The 20,230-nt window shown below is 59.5% G+C and carries 23 protein-coding genes and 1 pseudogene; 21 read left to right on the top strand and 3 right to left on the bottom strand.

Features of this window, described 5'->3' with window-relative positions; all coding sequences use genetic code 11:
* Position 1: 1 nt before the first annotated feature.
* Genes ACWKWX_RS12970 through ACWKWX_RS12990 form a run of 5 tightly spaced genes read left to right on the top strand, consistent with a single transcriptional unit; the run spans position 2 to position 2,991 of the window.
* Entirely contained in the window at positions 2-409 is a 408-nt protein-coding gene (locus tag ACWKWX_RS12970) for a hypothetical protein (RefSeq protein WP_483827929.1), read from the top strand.
* Positions 406-981 (top strand): phage neck terminator protein, encoded by a 576-nt coding sequence (locus ACWKWX_RS12975; RefSeq protein ID WP_483827930.1) that lies wholly within the window; start codon positions 406-408, stop codon positions 979-981. Before ACWKWX_RS12970 ends, ACWKWX_RS12975 begins: the two co-directional genes overlap by 4 nt.
* Positions 971-2,131, top strand: coding sequence for a DUF3383 family protein (locus ACWKWX_RS12980; protein WP_483827931.1), 1,161 nt, complete (start codon positions 971-973; stop codon positions 2,129-2,131). Before ACWKWX_RS12975 ends, ACWKWX_RS12980 begins: the two co-directional genes overlap by 11 nt.
* Positions 2,132-2,137: 6 nt before the next feature.
* The gene (locus ACWKWX_RS12985) at positions 2,138-2,542 is read left to right on the top strand and encodes a hypothetical protein (protein WP_483827932.1); all 405 of its coding nucleotides are present in this window, start codon (positions 2,138-2,140) and stop codon (positions 2,540-2,542) included.
* A gap of 44 nt (positions 2,543-2,586) precedes the next feature.
* The gene (locus ACWKWX_RS12990; RefSeq protein ID WP_483827933.1) at positions 2,587-2,991 is read left to right on the top strand and encodes a hypothetical protein; all 405 of its coding nucleotides are present in this window, start codon (positions 2,587-2,589) and stop codon (positions 2,989-2,991) included.
* A gap of 188 nt (positions 2,992-3,179) precedes the next feature.
* Here the strand turns inward: ACWKWX_RS12990 and ACWKWX_RS12995 are convergent, their stop codons facing one another.
* The gene (locus ACWKWX_RS12995; protein ID WP_483827956.1) at positions 3,180-3,614 is read right to left on the bottom strand and encodes an OB-fold protein; all 435 of its coding nucleotides are present in this window, start codon (positions 3,612-3,614) and stop codon (positions 3,180-3,182) included.
* A 140-nt stretch (positions 3,615-3,754) separates the two neighbouring features.
* Between ACWKWX_RS12995 and ACWKWX_RS13000 the strand changes: the two genes are divergently transcribed.
* The 14 genes from ACWKWX_RS13000 to ACWKWX_RS13065 all read left to right on the top strand — a co-directional run bounded on the left by ACWKWX_RS13000 (position 3,755) and on the right by ACWKWX_RS13065 (position 15,355).
* Positions 3,755-6,202: a phage tail tip lysozyme gene (locus ACWKWX_RS13000; RefSeq protein WP_483827934.1), complete on the top strand. Its 2,448-nt coding sequence runs from the start codon at positions 3,755-3,757 to the stop codon at positions 6,200-6,202.
* Entirely contained in the window at positions 6,199-6,849 is a 651-nt protein-coding gene (locus tag ACWKWX_RS13005; RefSeq protein WP_483827935.1) for a phage baseplate protein, read from the top strand. The genes ACWKWX_RS13000 and ACWKWX_RS13005 overlap by 4 nt, the downstream gene beginning before the upstream one ends.
* On the top strand, positions 6,846-7,136 hold the full coding sequence (locus tag ACWKWX_RS13010) for a phage baseplate plug family protein (protein ID WP_483827936.1): 291 nt from the start codon (positions 6,846-6,848) through the stop codon (positions 7,134-7,136). The genes ACWKWX_RS13005 and ACWKWX_RS13010 overlap by 4 nt, the downstream gene beginning before the upstream one ends.
* A 1-nt stretch (position 7,137) precedes the next feature.
* On the top strand, positions 7,138-8,076 hold the full coding sequence (locus tag ACWKWX_RS13015) for a hypothetical protein (RefSeq protein WP_483827937.1): 939 nt from the start codon (positions 7,138-7,140) through the stop codon (positions 8,074-8,076).
* The gene (locus ACWKWX_RS13020) at positions 8,069-8,722 is read left to right on the top strand and encodes a Gp138 family membrane-puncturing spike protein (RefSeq protein ID WP_483827938.1); all 654 of its coding nucleotides are present in this window, start codon (positions 8,069-8,071) and stop codon (positions 8,720-8,722) included. The genes ACWKWX_RS13015 and ACWKWX_RS13020 overlap by 8 nt, the downstream gene beginning before the upstream one ends.
* A 17-nt stretch (positions 8,723-8,739) precedes the next feature.
* Positions 8,740-9,090, top strand: a complete 351-nt coding sequence (locus ACWKWX_RS13025) for a contractile injection system sheath initiator (RefSeq protein ID WP_483827939.1) — start codon at positions 8,740-8,742, stop codon at positions 9,088-9,090.
* Positions 9,091-9,093: 3 nt separating this feature from the next.
* Positions 9,094-10,308: a baseplate J/gp47 family protein gene (locus ACWKWX_RS13030; RefSeq protein WP_483827940.1), complete on the top strand. Its 1,215-nt coding sequence runs from the start codon at positions 9,094-9,096 to the stop codon at positions 10,306-10,308.
* Positions 10,309-10,314: 6 nt separating this feature from the next.
* Positions 10,315-10,911, top strand: coding sequence for a baseplate wedge 1 family protein (locus ACWKWX_RS13035; RefSeq protein WP_483827941.1), 597 nt, complete (start codon positions 10,315-10,317; stop codon positions 10,909-10,911).
* Positions 10,911-13,148, top strand: a complete 2,238-nt coding sequence (locus tag ACWKWX_RS13040) for a glycine-rich domain-containing protein (protein WP_483827942.1) — start codon at positions 10,911-10,913, stop codon at positions 13,146-13,148. The genes ACWKWX_RS13035 and ACWKWX_RS13040 overlap by 1 nt, the downstream gene beginning before the upstream one ends.
* Complete coding sequence (locus tag ACWKWX_RS13045) at positions 13,149-13,541, top strand: tail fiber assembly protein (RefSeq protein WP_483827943.1); 393 nt, start codon at positions 13,149-13,151, stop codon at positions 13,539-13,541.
* A 44-nt stretch (positions 13,542-13,585) separates the two neighbouring features.
* The gene (locus ACWKWX_RS13050) at positions 13,586-14,191 is read left to right on the top strand and encodes a glycoside hydrolase family 19 protein (RefSeq protein WP_483827944.1); all 606 of its coding nucleotides are present in this window, start codon (positions 13,586-13,588) and stop codon (positions 14,189-14,191) included.
* Positions 14,188-14,754, top strand: a complete 567-nt coding sequence (locus tag ACWKWX_RS13055) for a lysis system i-spanin subunit Rz (protein ID WP_483827945.1) — start codon at positions 14,188-14,190, stop codon at positions 14,752-14,754. The genes ACWKWX_RS13050 and ACWKWX_RS13055 overlap by 4 nt, the downstream gene beginning before the upstream one ends.
* 77 nt (positions 14,755-14,831) lie before the next feature.
* Entirely contained in the window at positions 14,832-15,056 is a 225-nt protein-coding gene (locus ACWKWX_RS13060; protein ID WP_483827946.1) for a hypothetical protein, read from the top strand.
* Positions 15,056-15,355 (top strand): hypothetical protein, encoded by a 300-nt coding sequence (locus tag ACWKWX_RS13065; protein WP_483827947.1) that lies wholly within the window; start codon positions 15,056-15,058, stop codon positions 15,353-15,355. The genes ACWKWX_RS13060 and ACWKWX_RS13065 overlap by 1 nt, the downstream gene beginning before the upstream one ends.
* On the opposite strand, the gene ACWKWX_RS13070 is transcribed toward ACWKWX_RS13065, so the two are convergent.
* Both ACWKWX_RS13070 and ACWKWX_RS13075 read right to left on the bottom strand, forming a co-directional pair.
* Entirely contained in the window at positions 15,352-15,552 is a 201-nt protein-coding gene (locus ACWKWX_RS13070; protein ID WP_483827948.1) for a hypothetical protein, read from the bottom strand. The two genes, ACWKWX_RS13065 and ACWKWX_RS13070, sit on opposite strands and share 4 nt — an antisense overlap.
* 586 nt (positions 15,553-16,138) lie before the next feature.
* Positions 16,139-16,721, bottom strand: a pseudogene (locus ACWKWX_RS13075) (transposase).
* 320 nt (positions 16,722-17,041) lie between these two features.
* Between ACWKWX_RS13075 and ACWKWX_RS13080 the strand changes: the two are divergent.
* Together ACWKWX_RS13080 and ACWKWX_RS13085 are read left to right on the top strand one after the other, a co-directional pair.
* Positions 17,042-18,094, top strand: coding sequence for a hypothetical protein (locus ACWKWX_RS13080; RefSeq protein ID WP_483827949.1), 1,053 nt, complete (start codon positions 17,042-17,044; stop codon positions 18,092-18,094).
* A gap of 732 nt (positions 18,095-18,826) precedes the next feature.
* Positions 18,827-20,158 (top strand): NERD domain-containing protein kinase family protein, encoded by a 1,332-nt coding sequence (locus tag ACWKWX_RS13085; RefSeq protein WP_483827950.1) that lies wholly within the window; start codon positions 18,827-18,829, stop codon positions 20,156-20,158.
* Positions 20,159-20,230: the final 72 nt, after the last annotated feature.

A 20,230-nucleotide genomic window follows, 5' to 3' on the forward strand; every position in this document is an offset into this window, starting at 1 on the left:
CATGCTCACAATGGAAGGGCATATCGACTCGGACTTCGTGTCATCCCCTGATGGCGGGGTATGGCTGGTCCGCGCCGGTGCAGGTGACTACACCGGGCCCGGCGGGGTATGGCAGGACGCTGGAGAATCCACGCGCACCCAGCTCACCCTGGTGAACATCCAGCAGGCCTCGCCCAAGAGCGTGGAAGCCATGGTCGGTACTTCCGGTGCATTCAACCCGCAGGACTGGAAGATCGTGCACATCAACCAGGGCATTTACCTGTACCCGGACGACAGCGGCCAGTTTGCTGACCTGCTGGAGTTCTCGGACGGCCTGGCGATGCGCCAGTGGCGGGTCAGGCAATGCGACAACCGGCCATGGCGCAGCTACTGCCGCGCGATGGTGGAGCGGTACCGAGGTGACGGATGAAGGACATCAACGACCTCAACCCGATCTGGCAGCAGATCATCTGCTCGCTGACCGGCGCCGCGGCCAACCGCGTCATCCTCGCCAATCAGGGCCGGCCAATGCCTGGCGGCACTGATCTCTCAGCCTCCTACTTGCTCGTGCCGCTGCGGGCCTATGGCTGGCCGACTTTCGACTATGTCGACGTGCCCGCCGTAGAGCCGGCAGATCCGACGCTGGGCACCTGGACCGACTGGGACGTCACCATGAAGACCACGATGGTGTTCCAGCTTTCGGTGAACCTGTTCAACGATGGCGCCGGGACCGCGGTTATGAACCTGCCCAATGGCAACTTCAGGCCGGACATCGCTTCGCTGCTGCGCCAGAACAAGGCTGGATGGTTCAAGTCGAGCCAGCCGCGGAACCTGACCACATTGCAAAACGCCGGTATGCAGCCCCGCTACCAATGCGACCTGACGCTTTATGCCGAGGTCGAGACCACCTATGCCGTCCTGCGCGCCGCCGGCTTCCGCTACGAAGTGACCGACGCCCTGACCTTACGCAAACTTCAATCAGGACAATACAATGGCAGTTGACATCTCCAACATCGTTCCCATTTCGGTGTCGATCTCGTCGTCGGGCCTCGCGGATGCTGACTTCACCAGTTCGGTGGCGTTTGCTGACCTGACGGACCTGGTGACCGCCGGCACCTTCCCGATCAACACCTATCAGGACTTCACCAGTCTTGATGACATCGTCACCCTGTTCGGGACCGCATCCGAGATTTACTACCTGGCGTCGACCTACTTCGCCAACAAGACCCGATCCCCGACGTTTACCATCTTCATGAAGGAAAGCTCTGCGGTCGACCCAACCGTGGCCGCCTCGCAGATCGCAGCGTCGGGCGTATGGCGCTACAACCATTTCTTCAAGAATGGTGATGTGAAGGTCGGCAACGTGTCAGCCCTTGCAGCCTGGGCAGATGCTTCGAATCGCGCAGTATGGGTCAGCGTGAGCGATGCCGCAGCCATCACGGCCGGCTCGACTACCGACCTTGTGTCGGTGATCGCTGGCCTGGGTGCTCGCCATGTGTTCCAAGGCTTCCGCGCGCCATCAACTCTGGCTGCTGATGCCACCCAGGGCTACCCGATGAACGCGCTGGCAGGCAAGTTCACCAAATGGAACCCGGCCGGGGCCAATACCGCCATCACTGGCGAGTATCAGACTCTGACCAGCGTTACAGCGGACTCCCTTTCCTCGACCGCTATCGGGATCCTGAAGAACAAAAACTGCGCCTACTTCTCCAAGGTCATTTCCAGCGGCAGCACCACCGGCTGTATGTCGATGAATACCAAGTCGCCCTCTGCAAATGGCGAATGGATCGACGACGTGATCGGTGTGGATATGCTTGTGAACGCTCTGCAGGTAGGGCTGTTCAACTGGCTGATCCAGCCGCAGACCAAGCGCGGCCTGGATGCCAAAAACTTCGCTGGAGCCATCACCGAGGCCGGCAACGTCTGCAAGTCGTACTTCGACAACGGATTCCTCGGCGCTGGCTACATCACCGACCCGGACACCGGCAAGGACCTGTACCTGGCCAACGGGTATTACATCGACAACGACCCAACCGACGTTGAGAGCCTGACCACTGCCGAGCGCCAGGCCCGTACCTATCCGGTGCTGAACGTCTACGTTCTGCGCGACGGTGCGGCCCACTTCATCCCTGTCAGCCTCTACGTGGAGTGATAACGAATGTCCATGACCAACTACGGCGCCGCCGGCGCCAACCTGTCGATCAACGGCATCACGATCAGCTCCTTCGGTGACACTGATCCTCCCATCGTGATCGAGGATATCGAGCCGCGCGCCGCGCTAAAACGCGGTACTGGTGGCGGTTCGGTGCGCCTGGATAACGTCACCCGCGCCAAGCGGTTGACCATCCACCTGCTCCCGGGCTCGGACGAGGCGCGCCAGATCATCGCCCTGGACAAGACCCGCGTCGACTTCTACGGCGCCTTCAGTCAGTCCGGCTCTGGCGAATCGCTGGTGTTCTACAGCGGCATCCTGGTCAACCGCGGCCAGCTGGGCCGTGGCGGTAAAACCAACGTGTCCGACGACCAGTTCATCTTCGAGTTCAACGACTCCGAAGAGGTTTAACCCCCACGCAGGCCGCTCCGGCGGCCTAACACCCGAGGAATGACATGGCTCGTCAACTCAAGATCCATATCGGCGGTACCGAATACGGCGGCACGACGGCTCCGGCCAAGGCCCAGGAAGAGATGCTGCACCTGGCAGTGAATGTCGGCCTGATCTCGTTTCTCAGCGACAAGAACCCGTCCGGGGATGCGGAACTCGTAATGGCGTTGCTGCGCGCTCCATTCGAGGCCGTGCAGCGCCTGACCGCGCTTTCACTGCGCAACGGCGCCACCGACCTGGTGCTGCGCGACGACGGCCAGGGCAACGTCGTGCTGCCCATCGGTCCAAACCTGTTTCAGGACAACATCCAGTTCTACTACCTGCTGGTCGCCTACGTCCTGCGGGAGAACCTCAAGGGTTTTTTCGCGCTACTCCCTCAAGGCGACGCCGATCAGCCGGGGGCAGCGTAAGCAAGACCAACTGGTTCCTCTGGCGGCCGTGCGTGGCATCAACCGCCTGCCCGGCACCCCTGGCCAGGTATGAGCAGATGCTGGACGGTACGTTTGATCTGGGCGACGTCATCGAGATGCACAACGTGCTCGATGAGATGGAATCCATGTACGAACGGGCCATGAATGCTGCGCGCCGACGGTGACGCTCAATGCGTGTTGATGAAAACACAGTGGTCAGCCATCAGATTCATCAGCATCTTATCAATTGTGCACTCAACCGAAATTGCGTCCCCTTTTGATAGGTTGGCTACTAGGCGCCTCTGATCCTCATCAAAAAGTCCCTGGAAGTCGATTTTGGCCTCATGGGCGCTGTCGGTTAACACCACGTATGGCTGGCCCAGCACGATACCGACGCCCTTAACATCCCCCCATGTTCTGATTCTCTTGCCACCATATTGACCATCGGCCGCCACTTCATTCGCGTCGTAGTCATTAATCAATTTGACGATTGGGACAACTCGACCTGGGGCAGCCACTTCCTTTTTTGCATCTGGCTCTTGGGCGGCATAAATCGCAAGTCCAGCTATCGCAATCCCGATAGCGATAAAAATCTGGCGCTTCTTCCTAAGGCTAGCTTCCATCTGGTTCACGCTTCCGCAGTTCTGGCAGACGATGGCCGACGCCGGAAAGCTTGCCCTGCAATCAGGGCACACCTTGTTGTCCCTCATAGCTACCCCTGCGCTCGAAAAATCGCAGCATAGCATTTCCATTGGAGCCACCAATGTCAGAAGAAGTAATCGACGCGCTGCTGGTAAAACTGGGCGTGACGGTTGACCAGGCCAGCTTCGAAGAAAGCACGCAGGCGGTTAATGGCCTGGACAACGCGATCAACAAGGCCGCTCGCGACCGAGGGAAGACCGGCCTCGACCGGATCGGCAAGAACATGGCCGACACAGGTGTCGGCGCGCGGACCGTTGAGCAGGGGATCGACAAGTTTGGAAAGGCAGTTGATCGAGTTCCCCGCTCGGTCAATGTCCTGCAGACGCGCCTAGGGTCCGCCACGCAGCAGATGGCGAGCTTTCGCAAGGAGACGCAAGCGGCGGTCGCATTGCTGTCGAGAGGAGCTGGTGCGGCTGGGCTGGGCCCTCTCTCGGGCAGCTTGTTTTCCATGCTTGCGGGCGGAGGCCCGATTGCTCTTGCAGCTGCAGGCATTGGCGGCCTGGCAGCAAACTCGTTCTCCTATGCAAACGGGGCATTGAGCACCAATGTCAGTGCCAGCACATTTGGCGTGTCAATGCCTGACCTCCAGAACTTCAATCGGTTTGGGAAGAAGGTCACTGGCGAGGATGATGTAGGGACGCAGATTCTGCAGGCGGCCCAGCGTGTCAAAATGGGGTCTCAAGTCGGCAATGTGCCTATTGACATTGCACGCTATGGCGGTGTGCCGGCCGACTTCGCGGACGCCTTCAATCGTCCGACCATGGACGTTGTAGATACCATCAAGCGTCAGCTAGAGAGGGTTAGTGATCCCCTAAGGCGCCAAGGTATCGGTAGCGTTCTAGGGCTGAATCAAGCAGCGATAATGACTCTTGAGCAGGATTATCGAACTGGAATGCGACAGTCAGATAAACCCGGATCTACCTACACCGACCAAGATGTGGCGAATGCTCGTGCTTTCGAAAACTCGCTAGTTGACCTGACCGCAGATTTCGACAGGCTTCGCAACAAGCTTGGCGCTGACTTCCTGCCGTCGCTGGACAACTTCGTAAAACGTGTGGACGGGATGTTCGCCCAAGGTGGCATCGCAGACCGCATCACCCAGTTTGCGGATCATGTCAGCAAGGGAGACTTTAAAGGTGCTGCTGACATCTTGAAGGACAAGAGCGTCAAAGATACCGCTTCAGGTTTCGTCGATTGGGCTTCAAAACACTTCCCGGGCGGGACCCTGATAAAAGGCGCGGTTGATGGAGCTCTTAGCTCACCTGATGGCTCTAGCCCTATGGACATGGCCAAGGCTGCATCGGATGGCACCAAGAAGGCCTGGTACGAATCGCATCCGATTTTGAGTCATGCGATCGACTCTGGGTCGCAAGCAGCCGCGGAAGGCTCATACGATATTTATGAGTCAGGCAGAAATGCTTGGAACGCGAAGATGCCCAGCGCTCATATTGACGACGATGTGAATAAACCGCTTCGCCCCGGCTTTGAGCCCCGGCCAAGAGCCAAAGAGGATTTGCCTAGTCCACTTGCTCAAGGCAACCAGAATGACGCCCAGCAGCGCGCCTTGAAGTTTTTCATGGAGAACGGTTACACCCGGGAGCAGTCATCCGGGATGGTGGCAAACCTGGTTGCAGAGAGCGGGCTGAAGACGGATGCCGTAGGGGACAATGGACAGGCCTATGGTCTAGCCCAGTGGCATCCTGACAGGCAAAAGGAATTCAAGGACTTCTTCGGCAAGGACATCAAGGGCTCTACTGAGCAGGATCAGCTCAACTTTATCCTGTATGAACTGCAGAACAAGGAGAAGGCCGCTGGCGAGGCGCTGCTGAAAACCAAAAATCCTTCTCAGTCCGCCAGCGTCATGCGTGAGATGTATGAACGCCCCGCGGACAACCCCGCTGACGCCAGGCGGCGCATGCAGATCGCTGAGAGCCTGAACAGCGGGCAGGCGCCAGATGCAGTGCCGACCCAGCAGCAGCAGGTTCAAGCCGTGGAATCCAAAGTTCCGCAACTGGCCAACTCATCAGTGTCATGGCAGATGCTTCCGCCGGAGCCGGCTGAGCAGCATGCGGAAGGATCGGATGGCGCGATGGTTCAGCGGCTGCTTGACCAGCAGAAGCCAACGGGTGGTCAGCCCACGGAGAACTTTAAGCCCCTTGAGAGCGCATCTGCGCTTCCGGACTCTGGGAGCAATCTGGACAAGGAGTTCATCGATGCCGCGCTCAAGAAGACCCAGCCAGTGGCGAATCGCTTCTCCGCCCTGACAGATACGCTTCCTTCCGGTACGCCTGATACCTACAACATGGTCGCCAATCCACCGGCGCCGCCTACCGTCGATGCCTCCCAAGCCCAACCGGCCGGCAGCGACGGGAACGTGGTGCACATTGACGCCAGGGGCTCTACGGATGTGCACAAGATCACCAGCGAGGCCATGCGCGCCGCGAGTGATCACTTCCAGGGGCAGATGACTGTCGCTATGTCCCACCTGAGTACGGACCTCGACCAATGAGCCTTGCTGCGATCTTCCTGAACAAGGTGCCCACCCTCGGCGGGAACGGATTCACGCCGATCATTTTCGACGCCATCCTGTCCGAGATGCAGTACGTTTCGGCCAGGATGTCGCAGTACCCGCTGGAGAGCGGGGCCATAGCCTCCGACCATTCGATTCAGTTGCCGAACGTACTCACGGTCACTGTGGGTGTGAGCGACAACCCCTTCAAGGTGGCGACTGCATCCACTACCAGCGGGGCCTCAACGGTTGAGTCGACCCTGATTGGCGCCGCAGCAGGGGCCGTGGTGTCCAAGCTTGGCGGTACGGCACTGGCGCTGCTTGGGCTTGGGATGGGCGCGACCATGTCCAGCAGCTCTTCCACTCGGTCCACAACGGTGAAGAACGCCCTGCATTACCTCAAGGCCACAGGCGCGCTGATCAACTTCGTAGGGACCAAGGAGACCTACAAGAGCGTTGTGGTGGTGGGCGTTCGGTCCGTGATCGACAAGCGGTCTGAGTTGGGGGGCATCTTCCAGATCGACCTGGCGCAGCCGACCATCATCTCCAACACGGGCACTGGCTCGGTGACCACGACCCTCGGCAGCGGAACCGAGTCAACTCAGGGGCAAAGCTCGGTGAATGCCGGCACGGTGGTTCCTTCATGACGACCAAAACGCTTTCGCTGCCCAGCAGCTACAGCTATTTCACGTTCCAATCGTCGCTGAGCAACACGGCCTACACATTCACCTTTACCTGGCTGACACGGTTCTCCTACTACGCGGTGAGCATGTACGGCTCATCGGGCACGCCCATCTTCCAAGGACGCGGCCTGCACCCAAACATGGACCTGCTGGACGGCCTGCAGTTGGGGATCGGTAAGCTCTACCTGGTAGGCGACCCCGCCACGGTGGCGAACCTGGGCATTGATAACGCTCTGACATGGGAGTACTGACATGGGGGTGCTCTACGGGCGCTACTACGAGCTGACGCTGTACTCGACCACCAGCAGCGAATACCTGCGCATGACGGCGCCGGTTCAGGTCCAGTTCAGGGTCAGCTATTACCCGGGCATGGGCTCGATCAAGGGAACGGCAGAGATCACGATCTATGGCCTTAACGTCACGTCCATGGATCAGATCATCAGCAAATACGACCGGGTCAAGCTGGTGGCCGGCTATAACGACAGCTTCGACACCATCTTCGACGGCAACGTATTCACTCCCAGTAAGGGCAAGTTCGGGCCGGAGCAGTACCTGCTGCTGTACTGCTCGATGATCAGCGAGGCCGAAACGAGTGCCAGGATCAACAAAACCTGGGGCAGCGGCACGCGCGTGTGCGATATCGTGCAGGAGGTTGCGACCTCGCTTGGGGTTCCCGTAACGTTCGTTCCGCCGATCAATGACCCGCAGAAAGCCTTCTGGCCTTCATTGGGGAGGGTTTCCAGGCTATCTGCCGCCGCCCCCCCGTATGCCGTACTTGATGACCTTGGCCGCTCGTTCGGTTTTATTGTCTACAGGCTGGTAAACAAAATCCTGCTTTTGCCTGGCAGTGATATGGGGACCGGCGTCAGTCACGAGATATCGGCCGAAACCGGCATGGAAGGATCACCAGTATTCACCGCCGGGCCCACGGTCAACGTGGTGACCCGGATGAATACCAAGATCCTTCCTGGCGATGAAATCGTGGTGAAGAGTCGGTATAGCGTGGTGTCGGCGCAAGGGGTGAACCAAAGCGATCAGACCCAGTTCACCCAGACAAAGTCGGGCAAGTACTACGCCAGTTCGATCATTCACACCGGCGACTTTTACTCGGACGTTTGGTCAACATCGATCCAGGGGTATTCCCGTGGCGTAGCCTGGAACCCCATCACCTCAGGAGACGACAATGGTTGATCGTCACCTGAACGTGAGTGACATGCTTGAGATGTCCTTCAAGCAGGGAATGGCCAAGATCTACACCAGCCTGCCGGCTACGCTGATTGCATTTGACCCCGGCACCCAGCGCGCGCAGATCCAGCTTGGAGTGAAGCGTCGACAGAAAGGCGTCTGGAAGGACATCTCAGTCCTTGTGGATGTGCCCGTCGTGTTCCCAGGCTCACAATCGTGGGCCTTTTTTTATGCCCTGAGCAAGGGCGACGAGGGCTGGGTGCACTTCTCCCAGCGCTGCATCGACGACTGGCTGTCTGCCGGCGGATCAGTGCAGCCTTCCAGCCTGCGCATGTTTGATGCCACCGACGCGATGTTCCAGCCCGGCCTGCGCTCGGCGCTGACGGCGTTCGCGCCCATGCCCAGCGCAGGGGCCGGCCTGGCAAATAAGGCGGGGACAGTTTCCATCACCGCCACGGATGACGCGATTGACCTGAAGGTTGGTAGCACCACCATGGTTTCCACCGCCAGCGACGTGACCCTCACGGTGGGGGGGCAGACTCTGGTTCTCTCGGCGGACGGCCTGTTTCACAACGGCGTGAACATCGGCGCCACGCACGCGCATACCGGCGTCCAGTCGGGTAACGCGACCTCCGGGCCGCCCGTGGCCTGATCCAGGCGAGACATCACATGATCAGAAATTTCGACGGAACCGACCTCGTGACGAGCGGTTCCAGCGTTTTCCTGTCCGACGAGGAAGAACTGGCAGCAAGCGTCGTCTACCTGCTGCGTCAGATCCTCACCGAGGACTTCCTGAGCCAGACCAAGGGCACGCCGTGGTTTGACGGCCTGCTGGGCAAGACTGACCCCGCGCTGGTGGAGATCCTGCTCAAGCAGTCCGTCTTGCAATCGGCAAATGTGACCCAGATCACCGACTTCAGCCTGGATCGTGACCGGATCACCCGCACCTACACCGTGAACATGACCATCACGAACGCAACCGGCACCGTTGCCACCGTCACCTATACCACCTCGGAGTAACCCATGGCGGCAGTAACCAGTAGCGGCGTTACTCTAACCAGCACCCAGGAATACCTGGCCGCGCTCAAGGCCGAGTACCTGGATATCGATTCCAGTTGGGACCTCGACTCGTCCACCCCGGACGGCATGGCGCTGCAAGCCTGGGCCGAGAGCCTGGGCAATCTGGACGAGCTAGTGACCTCGGTCTACAACACCCTCGACCCTAATAGCGCGGTGGGGTTGCAGCTTGACCGCATCGGCGCTATCAGCAACATCCCGCGCGCCGCTGCCACCTTCTCGACGTGCACGGCGACCTTCAAGGGTAACGCGAGCGCCCCGGTACCGGCCGGCACAACCATCCGCAACACGCTGACCGATACCCTCTGGGCTACTGACGGGGCGATTACGCTGGGCAGTGGCGGTACCGGAACCGTGGGCGTGACTTGCACCACCTCCGGCGCGCAGACCGCCAACGTGGGCGAGCTTTCCTCGATCTATGGATCGGTTCCGGCGGGGGTAACCAGCGTCACCAACCCGGTTGCCGCATCCGTGGGAGACGCTCAGGAGGGTGATCCCGACTATCGCTTCCGTCGTAACGTGGCGGTGGCCACGCGCTCAAGCAACGTAATCGACGCGCTGTACTCAGCGGTCTACCTGGTCACCGGCGTCAAGCAGGTGAAGATCTACGAAAACACCCGAACCGTCACTGACGACAACGGCCTGATGCCGAAATCGATCATGCTCATCGTGGATGGCGGGTCCGACGCTGACATCCTTGCGGCATTCGCCTCAGTTAAGTCGCCGGGCTGTGGCGACAACTCGGACCGCACGGACCTGGATGCCTACATTGTCACCGGCTTGACAGCCACGCCCAGTGGCAACCCGGTCACGCTCAGCTTCTTCCGGCCCGAACTGGTCACAGTCTACGAAGACATGTCGATCACCAGCACCACCTTGTCTGACAGCGACAAGACGACGATCAAGACGCAGACCGTTTCCTACTCGTTGGAAGGTTTCACCCAGACCAGCGGGTTCATCAAGCGCGGCTTCCAGATTGGAGAGAGCGTCACTGCGGGCCGGCTGTACACCCCGGCCAACTACGTGGTGGCAGGCGCAGGGATGATCAACTCGCTGTACATCGGAACCACGCCGGGCGCCGTGACCGCGCTCACGGTACCGATTGCCTACAACCAGTTGGCGGTGATCAACGCCGAGAACATCGACATTACCTACGAGTAGCCCTTCATGCCTGACGCCAATTTCGATTACGTGTCGAAGGCCGAGTCGCGCATATACGGTTGGTACCAGAAAGGCCCAAAGCTGGTGGCCTGGATCGACACCATCCCGTCTCTCGTGGGCTCAAGCCTCGAAAATCCGCTACAGATCCTCAACTACATCCTCGACTACCAGAACGTTTCCGGTGTGATGCTGGATATCGTGGGTCGTATCGTGGGGATCAGTGAGCGGCCTCGCATTTCCATGGCGGCCCTGGAGTATTTCGGCTATCTGGGTGACCTCATCGCCAAGGGTTACAACCAGGCCCCGTACTACGACGCCACAGCCGCGACACAGACGGTCCCCATCCCGGACTACGCCTTCAAGTCGGTGATCAAGGGGAAGATCTACAAAAACTCCATCCTCTGCACCATCGACACGGTGAAGGCCGCTGTAGACGACATCTTCGGCATCTCGTGCACGGTCGTGGACAACAAGGATATGACCATGACCATCAACCTGAACACGACCAGCTACAGCAGCGTCCTGTACTACCTCGCCGTCAACTACGACCTCATCCCAAAACCGATGGGCGTTGAAATCACTTCTATCAATGGGGGCAGTTAATGACTCGTCCGGCAAGCTACAACCGTGTGTGGGCCGAAGACGCGGCCACCGACCAGATGGGTGGCGAGAGTACGACCGCTGACCAAGGCGTGATTGAGCAGGGCTGGGTGGGTAGCGCAACGGCTGAGCCGCCTACTGCTCGCATGCAGAACTACTGGCAGATCCGCGTGGATATGGGGCTGCAGGAGATCGAGCGCCAGGGCTTCCTGTCGTGGCGGACCGACGTCGCTTATCAGACCGGCGCTCTTGTCTATTACGCTGGATACCTTTTCCAAGCGATATCTGCCAACACCGGCATCACTCCCCAAGGGGCCGGCGATAACGGTGTCTGGAGCTTTATTCAGCCTGGCAAGTGGCCGACCACGGTCGACAACATCAGCGGGATTCTACCCGTCAGCAAGGGGGGTACCGGGGCCAGTGACGCTCCCACGGCGCGCGCGAATCTAGGGCTGCTGGCTCTTGCCATCAAGAGCACCATCAGCAATGACGATTGGTCAGGTACCGATCTGGCAATCATCAATGGCGGCACTGGCGCATCCAATGCTGCAGACGCTCGGACCAATTTGGGGCTTGGAACCGCCGCTGTAGCCACCATGACGACCTCGTCGCAGGACACCACTGCCGGCCGAGTTTTGAAGGTTGGTGACTGGGGTGTGGGCTCCTACGCTGTTTCTGTCTCCGACCTAGATGCTTTGGGCGGTGGGGGAAGTGGCTGGTTCCGCTGCATTTCAACCGCCAACGGCGTGCCTATTGCTTCCCCATGCCTGGTCAACTACGAAGGGTACAACGCAACTGCTGGAATCATGACCGCACGGACGATAACCACGCCAGTGCGGGTATTTGAGCGTCGCCTCAACGCAAGCGCATGGGAGGCATGGGGCGAGGTCACAAATACCGCTGCACTTGCGGCAATCGCGCTTCTCACGCCTGCGGCCAACACTTTTCCCTACTACACGAGCACCACTGCGGCGGCGCTTCAGGCAATCACAGCAGGGATGCGTGCCGGGTTGGCTCTGACCCCAGCAGCCAACCAGATCCTCAGATGGACAAGTGCATCGGCCGCAGTAATGCAGAGCTTCACGACAGGTGCTCAGGCTCTCGCTGCGCTCACGTATGCTGCTGACCAGATTGGGTACACGACAAGCGCATCGGCGGCCGCGGTAACAGCCTTGACCGCTTACGCCAGGACCCTGCTCGACGATGCAGACGCTCCAACTGCGCGCTCCACCCTCGGCCTTGGCTCCGCCGCCACCTACACCGCTGGCAACGCAGCCGGCCAGCTGGCGCCGCAGGGCTGGGATTTCATTGCCGATAGCGGAACTGCCAACACCTACGTTGGTACCTATTCCCCTGTAATTTCAGCACTCACCGACGGAATGGTGCTCAAGCTGAAAGCCGCGAACGCCAACACCGGGGCCAGCACCTTCAACCCCAACGGGCTTGGTGCAAAGCCTATCGTGAGCATCGCGCACGCTGCTCTGATCGGTGGAGAGCTCACTGCAAACGGTGATGTCTGGTTGCAGTACAACTCCTCTGTGGGTTCAGGATCATGGGTGCTGATCTCTGCAACTGGTGGTACTGCGATGGCCGGCAGGCTTCTCGCGATCAAGGTAATCACTGCTACCGGCGTTTACACGCCAACTGTAGGAACCACCGCCATCGACGTGATTATCGTTGGTGGCGGCGGCGGTGGCGGTGGTTCGGCGCTGGTAGCCGGCGGGCAGGCTGCGGTGGGGGGGCCAGGTTATGGCGGGGGGTACTCCCGAAAATACATGACCTCGGGCTTCAGCGGCGTGACGGTGACCATCGGTAACGGAGGTACGGCAGGCGCGGCGGGCAACAACAACGGTGGCAACGGGGGCACTACAACCTTTGGGTCAGTCATGACCGCAACGGGTGGCGCCGGCGGTGCCGGCGGGGCTGTTGCGAGCTCTTTCCCTTCAGTAACCGGTACAGGCGGCACGGTCGGAGTAGCTGTGGGTGGCGATATCAACATGCCTGGCATGTTTGCGCCGGTTTCCGTGTGCTACTCGGCCAGCTCTGCGATCGGCGCGCCTGGTGCTCCATCCCAGTTCGGCGGCGGTGGCTCAGGCACGAACAGCTCGCTTTCGACCGGTACCTCGGCCACGGCGTACGGCGCCGGTGCTTCAGGCGCGGCCTCGGACGCGACCGTTGCTCAGGCAAAGGCAGGCGGAGTAGGAGCAAAAGGCGTCTGCATCATCATGGAGTACGCATAAATGATCAGCTACGTGGTTGTTGAACAGGCTACCGGCCTTGTGGTGAACGCCATCGTCTGGGACGGCGAGACGGAGTACGACCCAGGCGAAGGCCTGGACGTGGTGGCGAGCGATACGGCCTCTATCGGATGGACCCTGAAGGACGGGCAGTTCGTGCCCCCTGCAGTTCCCGCGCTGACGGCCGAGGAGATCCTCGCGCTTAACACTGGAACCCGAAATGCGCTGCTTACAGCGGCTGCGCTGGCGATTGCCCCCCTTCAGGACGCGGAAGATCTTGCGGTAGCCACGGATGAAGAGATCGCTAGCCTGAAGCTCTGGAAACAGTATCGGGTGGCCGTAAACAGGATCGACCTCACGGTGGATTCGCCGGAGTGGCCGGCCCAGCCATCTTGATCAGCCCGCCCAGCGCGGGCTTTTTTTCATCTGGAGATAAGTGAATGCCCATCACCCAGCAGCAGTTGCTGCAGATCCTCCCGAACGCCGGCCCAGTTGCCGGCGTTTTTGTGCCTGTCCTCAATACCGCCATGGGCAAATATTCGATAATCACCCCGGCGCGCATCGCGGCCTTCCTGGCGCAGGTCGGGCATGAGTCGGGCCAGCTGCGCACCTTGGTCGAGAACCTGAACTACAGCGCTCAGGCGCTCCAGTCTTGCTGGCCGGCCCGGTTCGACGCGGCTCTGGCTGCGCAGTACGCCCGCCAACCCGAGCGTATTGCCAACGTGGTGTACGGTTCGCGCATGGGCAACACCGCGCCCGGCGACGGGTGGAAGTACCGCGGGCGCGGCTTGATCCAGCTCACGGGCAAGTCGAACTACCAGCGCTGTGGGGAGGCTCTGGGCTTGGACCTGGTTGGCAGCCCTGAGCTGCTGGAGCAGCCGGCCAACGCAGCGCTGGCCGCCGGCTGGTTCTGGTCCGTCAATGGCCTGAACACCCTGGCCGACGCCGGCAACTTCACCCAGATCACCCAGCGGGTGAACGGCGGCCAGAACGGCGCCGCCGACCGCCTGGCCATCTACCAACGCGCGCTGAAGGTGCTGGTATGAACGAGACCCTTATCAAGTTGGGAGTTGCGGCCGGCCTGGCGCTCGCCCTCATGTCTGGCAGCGCGTACGTCGCCTGGGCCTGGCAGGCCAACAGCTACGGCAAGCAACTGGCCGCCCAGTCAGCCGCCTACCAGGCGGACCTGACCGCCATCAACAACGCCGGGGCCGCGCAGACGAGCAAGGCCCTGGCCAAGCAGCAGGCGGCCGAGCAGAAGGCCGCCGATATCGACGCCCAGCGCACCAAGGAGAAAACCGATGCTCTTGCAGAAAACGAAACGCTGCGCCGGCAGTACGCCACAACCCAGGCTGCCAATGATCGCCTGCGCGCTGATGTTGCTGCTGGTACTCAGCGGCTGCGGATCGCGGGCAGTTGCACCGCAAACGGTAGCGGTGACAGCGGGGTGCCCAGTGCCTCCAGCGCCGCCGGCCTGGGCAATGCAGGAGCCGTCGAACTCAGTGGAGAAGCTGGACAAGCTGTTTTCGATCTCCGCGCCGACCTCATCCGCGAGCGCTCAGCCCTGAGGGCGCTGCAGGACTATGCCCGGGTGTGCCATCCCGGATAGTTTGCGCGCCAACCAACATTGACCGGCCAAACCGCCTTTCGGATACTGTTCGCATATACAGTATTTGAGCGCGAGAAATGAACGATCTCATCGACGACAGCGCTTTCGCCCTGGGCATGCCCACGCTGCTGGAAACCTACAAGCACCAGTGCGTGCTGCTTGAGGCCGAACTGGCCGAAGGTCGCCGGGATCTGCGCGCGGCCCGGCAGCGGATCGCCGTGCTGGTCACGCTGGCCGACGAACTGGTGCACCAGCGGGACGGGCTGCGCGCCGAGCTGGCCCGTGTACGGGGTGCCCGCTGATGCACATGCTGGTCACCCGCCGGCGGCACCTGGGCGTGGCGCTGGAACCGAAAGCCCTGCGCCGCGCCGAAGCTGTGCGGGGCGGCATTGAGGTGATGGACGAGCTGGTCGAATGCCTGCACCGGCAGTCGCGCGTGGCCAAGCTCCGCGGTGGCGGCTGGCCCAACGATCCGCTGGCCTTTCCGATGCTGCTGGACGTCACGCTGTCGGCCATGGGCCCAACGGGCTTCATCCTGAGTGGCATCGAAGAGGTCGATGGGGTGATGTACTCGCAGGCCTGGTGGTGTCGGGAGGCTTAGGGCATGCCGGCCAGGGCCTGGCTGATTTGGTCTTGGGTGTCATCCAGCGCCTTGAGCGCATCACGCGCATTCTTGGCGGCCACGGGGCCGCCGTTCGTCTCCAGCCATAGCGCAATTTCTTCTACCGCGGCGCCCAGGGCCAGCTGGTTGTGGTGTTGGCGGCGCAGCAGGTCGGCCAGCTGTTTGTCGTCGATCATGGGAATCCTCCGGTTGAAGGTGGAGGGTAGCCTATATAAAGGAAGGGATTTCGTTCGGCAGGACGCCGGGGGCAGGCTCGAAACGCCATAGTGACTTTCCGAGTGACTTTGTGGATTTCGGTTCGGCTCAGTGAGGCATCGTTGCAGCGATCGCCAGGCGGAGAGCCTTGTGTATCGCGGCCTGTAGGCAGGTCCGCTTGCATGGGGTGCTAGGGGTCGAGTGTTCGAATCACTCCGTCCCGACCATATTCTTCAATAGAGCCACCTTCGGGTGGCTTTGTTGTTTTTGCTGTTTGGGCTTTCAAGCGGGCTGCGCGGTGCGAGGGACGCGGCCTGCGGCCGCTGCTACGCGTGCGGTGTGCGCAGGATTTCGCGGTGCCGCTGCCGCCAGGCTGCGCTGGCCCCTGCAGCGTGAAAAAAGGGCCGGCGCAGCCCTGTAGCAGCGGCCATGGGCCGCGTCGTGGCCCGCGCGGTGCCTGGGAAGCGGCCTGCGGCCGACAGCTTGGCCTGCGGATTATCGCTGACCACCGCATCAGGCTTCGCAAGAAGTCAGTCCAGAACGGCTCGGCTTCCGAGGGCCAGCCCCTCATGCCCAGCACTCGCGGCCTCCGTTGGTTTTCACGGCCACGGCGATTATGACGACGACCGACACGATGCGTCCGGCCTCTCTGACTTTGACGTAGGTGGCGTCGATCCACAAGTACGGCCAGTCACCTTCAAGGGGGCGATCAACGAAGGCGTGCACGCGTTCATCGAACTCGCCGGCGAGCCGTGACACTTGGCTTTTTGAGATGCCGGATCCCCATCGCCTTGACCAACTCGTCCACTGAGCGCGTCGAGACGCCTTGGATGTAAGCCTCTTGGATCACCGCTGCCATGGCCTTTTCGGCAGTACGCCGTGGCTCCAGAAAGCCGGGAAAGTAGCTGCCTTGGCGCAGCTTGGGGATCTTCAGGTTTACATCGCCGGCGCGGGTTTGCCAGAGGCGATCACGGTAACCGTTGCGGCTGTTTACTCGGTCGGGGCTTTTGACGTCGAAGCCGACGTTGCACAGGCCTTCGACATCGAGCTCCATCATGCGCTGGGGAACGAACTGGATCATTTGCTTGAGCAGATCAGCAACTGCCCCTTTCTCAACCAGCGCGGTCAATGCGGTACCGGGCTTGGTCATCGTGGTTTCTTTGGTGCTCGTTAGGTCTTCGCAAATTCAACGTTAGCCAAGAATCACGATGACCAGCCTCTTTCGCCCGCAGGGCGCCTTTGGTTGGTTTAGTTACACCACTTCCTGGGACACGATCAGCGTTTACCCGAAAGGCGACAGTGAGGAACTATCCCCGCCGGTGCAGGGCGGATAAATACGCCGGCCGGAATACAGTTGTTAGACGCAATCATCAATCAACGGATGCGTTTGAACGATGCCATGCAAACGTAGCCGGTCACCTATAAAATTCAGGGCTTCAAAAACAGTAATGCGATGAGGTTCGTGTTCCAATGCAGCAACTTAATATCGCTGTGCCTTATGACGAACGATGCATGCTAACACCAAGTGGTTGCGCCGTGGTGTGGCCATTTCTGAATGCAAAGAAAGGCGATGGCCCCTATGAGCTATTTCTGGACACCAATGCCCTGAGTAAAGTGGATTGGGCGCCCCAGCTGCCGCAGGACGTCCGAGACCAGTCCATTCTGAATCCGTTGCCAGCGCTGATGGAACAGTGGTTTTCCAATCCAGAGCTTCGCGCTGACCCGATTACCCGAATAGACGCGATGACCCAAACCTTGTGCGGTTTGGGCTTTAACTTTCGAGCGAATTTCGCCGAGCAACAAGTGGCCCTTTTACGCAGGAATGAAGCGGCGCTGAAGACGCAGTTCAGCCTCATTTTTCCCTATGTGGTGATCATGAAATCATTGCTGTCGAGGAAGATGCCGGTGGATACGGCGCTGGCTGAGCTTGATCGAATTGGCCAGGCTGATATTCCGCGCTTCACTTCCAGCCTTATGTTAACTGCCTTAGGGGTTGTGCTGAAAAGTAAGCAGGCGCTAAAACTAGACGGGGATACGAAGCCTGCATACTCGTATCTGGATTCCTTCCTGGCTTTCCAGTCGGGACAAAAGGTTGAGGGCAGCCACATCACAGTGCCATACCTGCGCAACCGGGCGGGGGATTTGAATCTATGGTTGATACTGCCGACGCTACGCCAGCAGGGTTATTCATTTATTGGCACACCCGCAGTGGTCACGGGCGATAAAGCACTGCACCGATTGATCCTGCGCGTACTGCCACCGCTGCTGCATGACAGTCAGAAAACGTGCTTTTCCATCTTTCCGGAGGGATTGGATGAGGCCCAATGCACGAAAATTTTCCAGACTGTACAGACCGTTGGGATCAGAGGCGAGATGACCACGGAGCAGCGCCGGCAGCGAGTGGCGGCATTGTTTGAGTTGGCCAAGGATTTTTGTGCCAACGCTGAAGAGCGTGCCGCCGTAGACGAAAGTTGGCAGGAATGGTGCCTGCCGGGGCTTGGGTTAAATATCCGATTGGACTGAACTGCCAGCGCCGGTCCTGATTGCTCAGGACCGGAATTAGTTTGGTGAACGCGCCGGCCAATATCACGGCAGTGCCACCGATGACTTCATCAGAGAGTCACGGCTCGTTCAACTCCCTCGCCCGCGCCGTCAAGGTGCCGAGTTGTGGAAGTGACTTGGGGATGGCCTGCATCAAGGCGCTGTCACTGCCGCGAAAGCCATAAATGGCCTGTTTGATATCGCCCACCCCGTAGTCACGCCTTGTCGATATGAAGCTCTCAACGTCCTTTTATCCATCGGTGTTGCGTTTATCAATATAAGGCGTGGTCCGCGCGCACTGTGGTTCTACTAAATCAATATCGGTGCGGGAGACTGTCCATCAGAACATGGGCAGGCCATGCCTAAGCTGTACCTAGCGCAAGCTGCGGAAGGCTGCGCGCAGTTCCTTGAAGGGTCTGCTTATGGCTGTGGATACAACCGGACGTGGATGGCAAGCATTGCCCGAATGACCTCTCGCAGAAGCGGATTGACCTTGACCAAGGTTGCAGTTCGTATCCATCATCTCCACGATCGGAATCACGAAGTCAGCCTTGATAAGGACTGACTCTATTTGCTCTTGGCGCGAGCAACTGATTTCGCAGGTCATACTCGATCGCTTAAGTATTGAGGAGGAGATGGTGGCATAATGCCTAGGAAGGACGATCTGTCCGGTGTGGGCAGGGTTGAATCAATTCAGATAGGGAGGTCTTACTTGTGCGCATTAACTATCTCAGCCCGCGGGGTGTTTTGGAGGTTGAACATGCAGCTCTGCGCGAGATAGAGGCGAAGCTGCCACGTGACTGGGTAGCCTACGCAGCGTTTCGACTGTTGCCTCGCAAGTCCAAGCAGCCGTTGGATGTCGACCTGCTGCTTCTCACAACAAATCGAATTCTCGTAGTTGAGTTGAAGAATTGGTCCGGCGATATCTCCTACTCGTCAGGTCAGTGGCTTCACCGGGGCGACCCGAGGCCATCTCCGGTCGATACTAACGACATCAAAGCTCGGGCGTTGAAGAAGTTTATTCAAGAAAAAAACTCGTCGTTGAAGGTGCCCTTCGTTGAATCGCTAGTGGTGCTGTGCCATCCCAAGTGTAGGTTGATTGGCTTGCCAGATGAGCAGCGCCGATTCGTGACTACGCTTAACGAGTTTTTGCATACCACCTCTGACATAAACCGTTATCAGCAGCGATTTCCCGATATTCCTCCCACCTTGAGCTACAAATCAGCAAACCCTCTCATTCAGCGCAACCAATTCAATACCATTTTTTCCTCATCAAATCCTTCAGTGCTCAAACGCCGCACAGTGTTACACGGCTTTGAACAGGTCGACGATGAGGCTGACTACGTCCATCCGCGCAAGATTTGGTCGGAGTATCTGGCAGAGCATCAGGAGAGTAGAAGCTCAAAAGCCTTACTGCGGAAATGGGATTTCGATGCACTGGCCGAAGGCGGCACTTCCGATGTCGAGCGGCAGACTATCGGCCTTCGCGAGCTCCGCTTAAACGAGGCGCTGCGCGTCCAGGCGCCTGAGCTGCACGAAGACTTGCTAGAACCTATCGGCTCCGCAACCGCAGACGACATTACAACGAATTTTGTAGAGGCATACCGCCTACCCACGGGGATCGAGCGCCTCTCTGATTACTTAGATCGCAACCGCACAAAGACCGAACTAGACAGGCGCCTTTTAGCAAAAAGCATATTGGCTCGTTTTGCGAAGCTGCACGCATTGGGGATCGCTCATCGTGATATCACAAAGCGTACATTGTGGGTGCTCGAGCCTTCCCGTGTCATTCTGTCGACCTTCGCCGCTGCGCGTATTCCGGAAGCCAAGACCGTAGGCGTCCACCGTGTAGAGCTAGAGACAGGATCGATCGAGCTACCAGAAGATGAAGGAATCGCTGCGCAGGCACGCACGGCCGACCCATTCGCTCGCGACATGTTTTTGCTAGGGGTGCTGATCTACGAAATGCTTGAAGAGCACGAGTTGGAGCGTCTCAACAATGTTCCAGTTTACGACGACGTGGTCACTCTAAGTGTTCCTGTGTAGTGGTCAACTGATCCCGGACACTGCGTTAAGTTTTTCCTCGGCAACGGCAGGCGCCAAGCCGTCGTTGAACTG

This window comes from Pseudomonas imperatae (genome assembly GCF_057128625.1).

Excerpts from the sequence above, each read along its gene's own strand:
- ACWKWX_RS12970 (WP_483827929.1), top strand. The coding sequence starts at position 2 with ATGCTCACAATGGAAGGGCATATCGACTCGGACTTCGTGTCATCCCCT.
- ACWKWX_RS12975 (WP_483827930.1), top strand. The coding sequence starts at position 406 with ATGAAGGACATCAACGACCTCAACCCGATCTGGCAGCAGATCATCTGC.
- ACWKWX_RS12980 (WP_483827931.1), top strand. The coding sequence starts at position 971 with ATGGCAGTTGACATCTCCAACATCGTTCCCATTTCGGTGTCGATCTCG.
- ACWKWX_RS12985 (WP_483827932.1), top strand. The coding sequence starts at position 2,138 with ATGTCCATGACCAACTACGGCGCCGCCGGCGCCAACCTGTCGATCAAC.
- ACWKWX_RS12990 (WP_483827933.1), top strand. The coding sequence starts at position 2,587 with ATGGCTCGTCAACTCAAGATCCATATCGGCGGTACCGAATACGGCGGC.
- ACWKWX_RS12995 (WP_483827956.1), bottom strand. The coding sequence starts at position 3,614 with ATGGAAGCTAGCCTTAGGAAGAAGCGCCAGATTTTTATCGCTATCGGG.
- ACWKWX_RS13000 (WP_483827934.1), top strand. The coding sequence starts at position 3,755 with ATGTCAGAAGAAGTAATCGACGCGCTGCTGGTAAAACTGGGCGTGACG.
- ACWKWX_RS13005 (WP_483827935.1), top strand. The coding sequence starts at position 6,199 with ATGAGCCTTGCTGCGATCTTCCTGAACAAGGTGCCCACCCTCGGCGGG.
- ACWKWX_RS13010 (WP_483827936.1), top strand. The coding sequence starts at position 6,846 with ATGACGACCAAAACGCTTTCGCTGCCCAGCAGCTACAGCTATTTCACG.
- ACWKWX_RS13015 (WP_483827937.1), top strand. The coding sequence starts at position 7,138 with ATGGGGGTGCTCTACGGGCGCTACTACGAGCTGACGCTGTACTCGACC.
- ACWKWX_RS13020 (WP_483827938.1), top strand. The coding sequence starts at position 8,069 with ATGGTTGATCGTCACCTGAACGTGAGTGACATGCTTGAGATGTCCTTC.
- ACWKWX_RS13025 (WP_483827939.1), top strand. The coding sequence starts at position 8,740 with ATGATCAGAAATTTCGACGGAACCGACCTCGTGACGAGCGGTTCCAGC.
- ACWKWX_RS13030 (WP_483827940.1), top strand. The coding sequence starts at position 9,094 with ATGGCGGCAGTAACCAGTAGCGGCGTTACTCTAACCAGCACCCAGGAA.
- ACWKWX_RS13035 (WP_483827941.1), top strand. The coding sequence starts at position 10,315 with ATGCCTGACGCCAATTTCGATTACGTGTCGAAGGCCGAGTCGCGCATA.
- ACWKWX_RS13040 (WP_483827942.1), top strand. The coding sequence starts at position 10,911 with ATGACTCGTCCGGCAAGCTACAACCGTGTGTGGGCCGAAGACGCGGCC.
- ACWKWX_RS13045 (WP_483827943.1), top strand. The coding sequence starts at position 13,149 with ATGATCAGCTACGTGGTTGTTGAACAGGCTACCGGCCTTGTGGTGAAC.
- ACWKWX_RS13050 (WP_483827944.1), top strand. The coding sequence starts at position 13,586 with ATGCCCATCACCCAGCAGCAGTTGCTGCAGATCCTCCCGAACGCCGGC.
- ACWKWX_RS13055 (WP_483827945.1), top strand. The coding sequence starts at position 14,188 with ATGAACGAGACCCTTATCAAGTTGGGAGTTGCGGCCGGCCTGGCGCTC.
- ACWKWX_RS13060 (WP_483827946.1), top strand. The coding sequence starts at position 14,832 with ATGAACGATCTCATCGACGACAGCGCTTTCGCCCTGGGCATGCCCACG.
- ACWKWX_RS13065 (WP_483827947.1), top strand. The coding sequence starts at position 15,056 with ATGCACATGCTGGTCACCCGCCGGCGGCACCTGGGCGTGGCGCTGGAA.
- ACWKWX_RS13070 (WP_483827948.1), bottom strand. The coding sequence starts at position 15,552 with ATGATCGACGACAAACAGCTGGCCGACCTGCTGCGCCGCCAACACCAC.
- ACWKWX_RS13080 (WP_483827949.1), top strand. The coding sequence starts at position 17,042 with ATGCAGCAACTTAATATCGCTGTGCCTTATGACGAACGATGCATGCTA.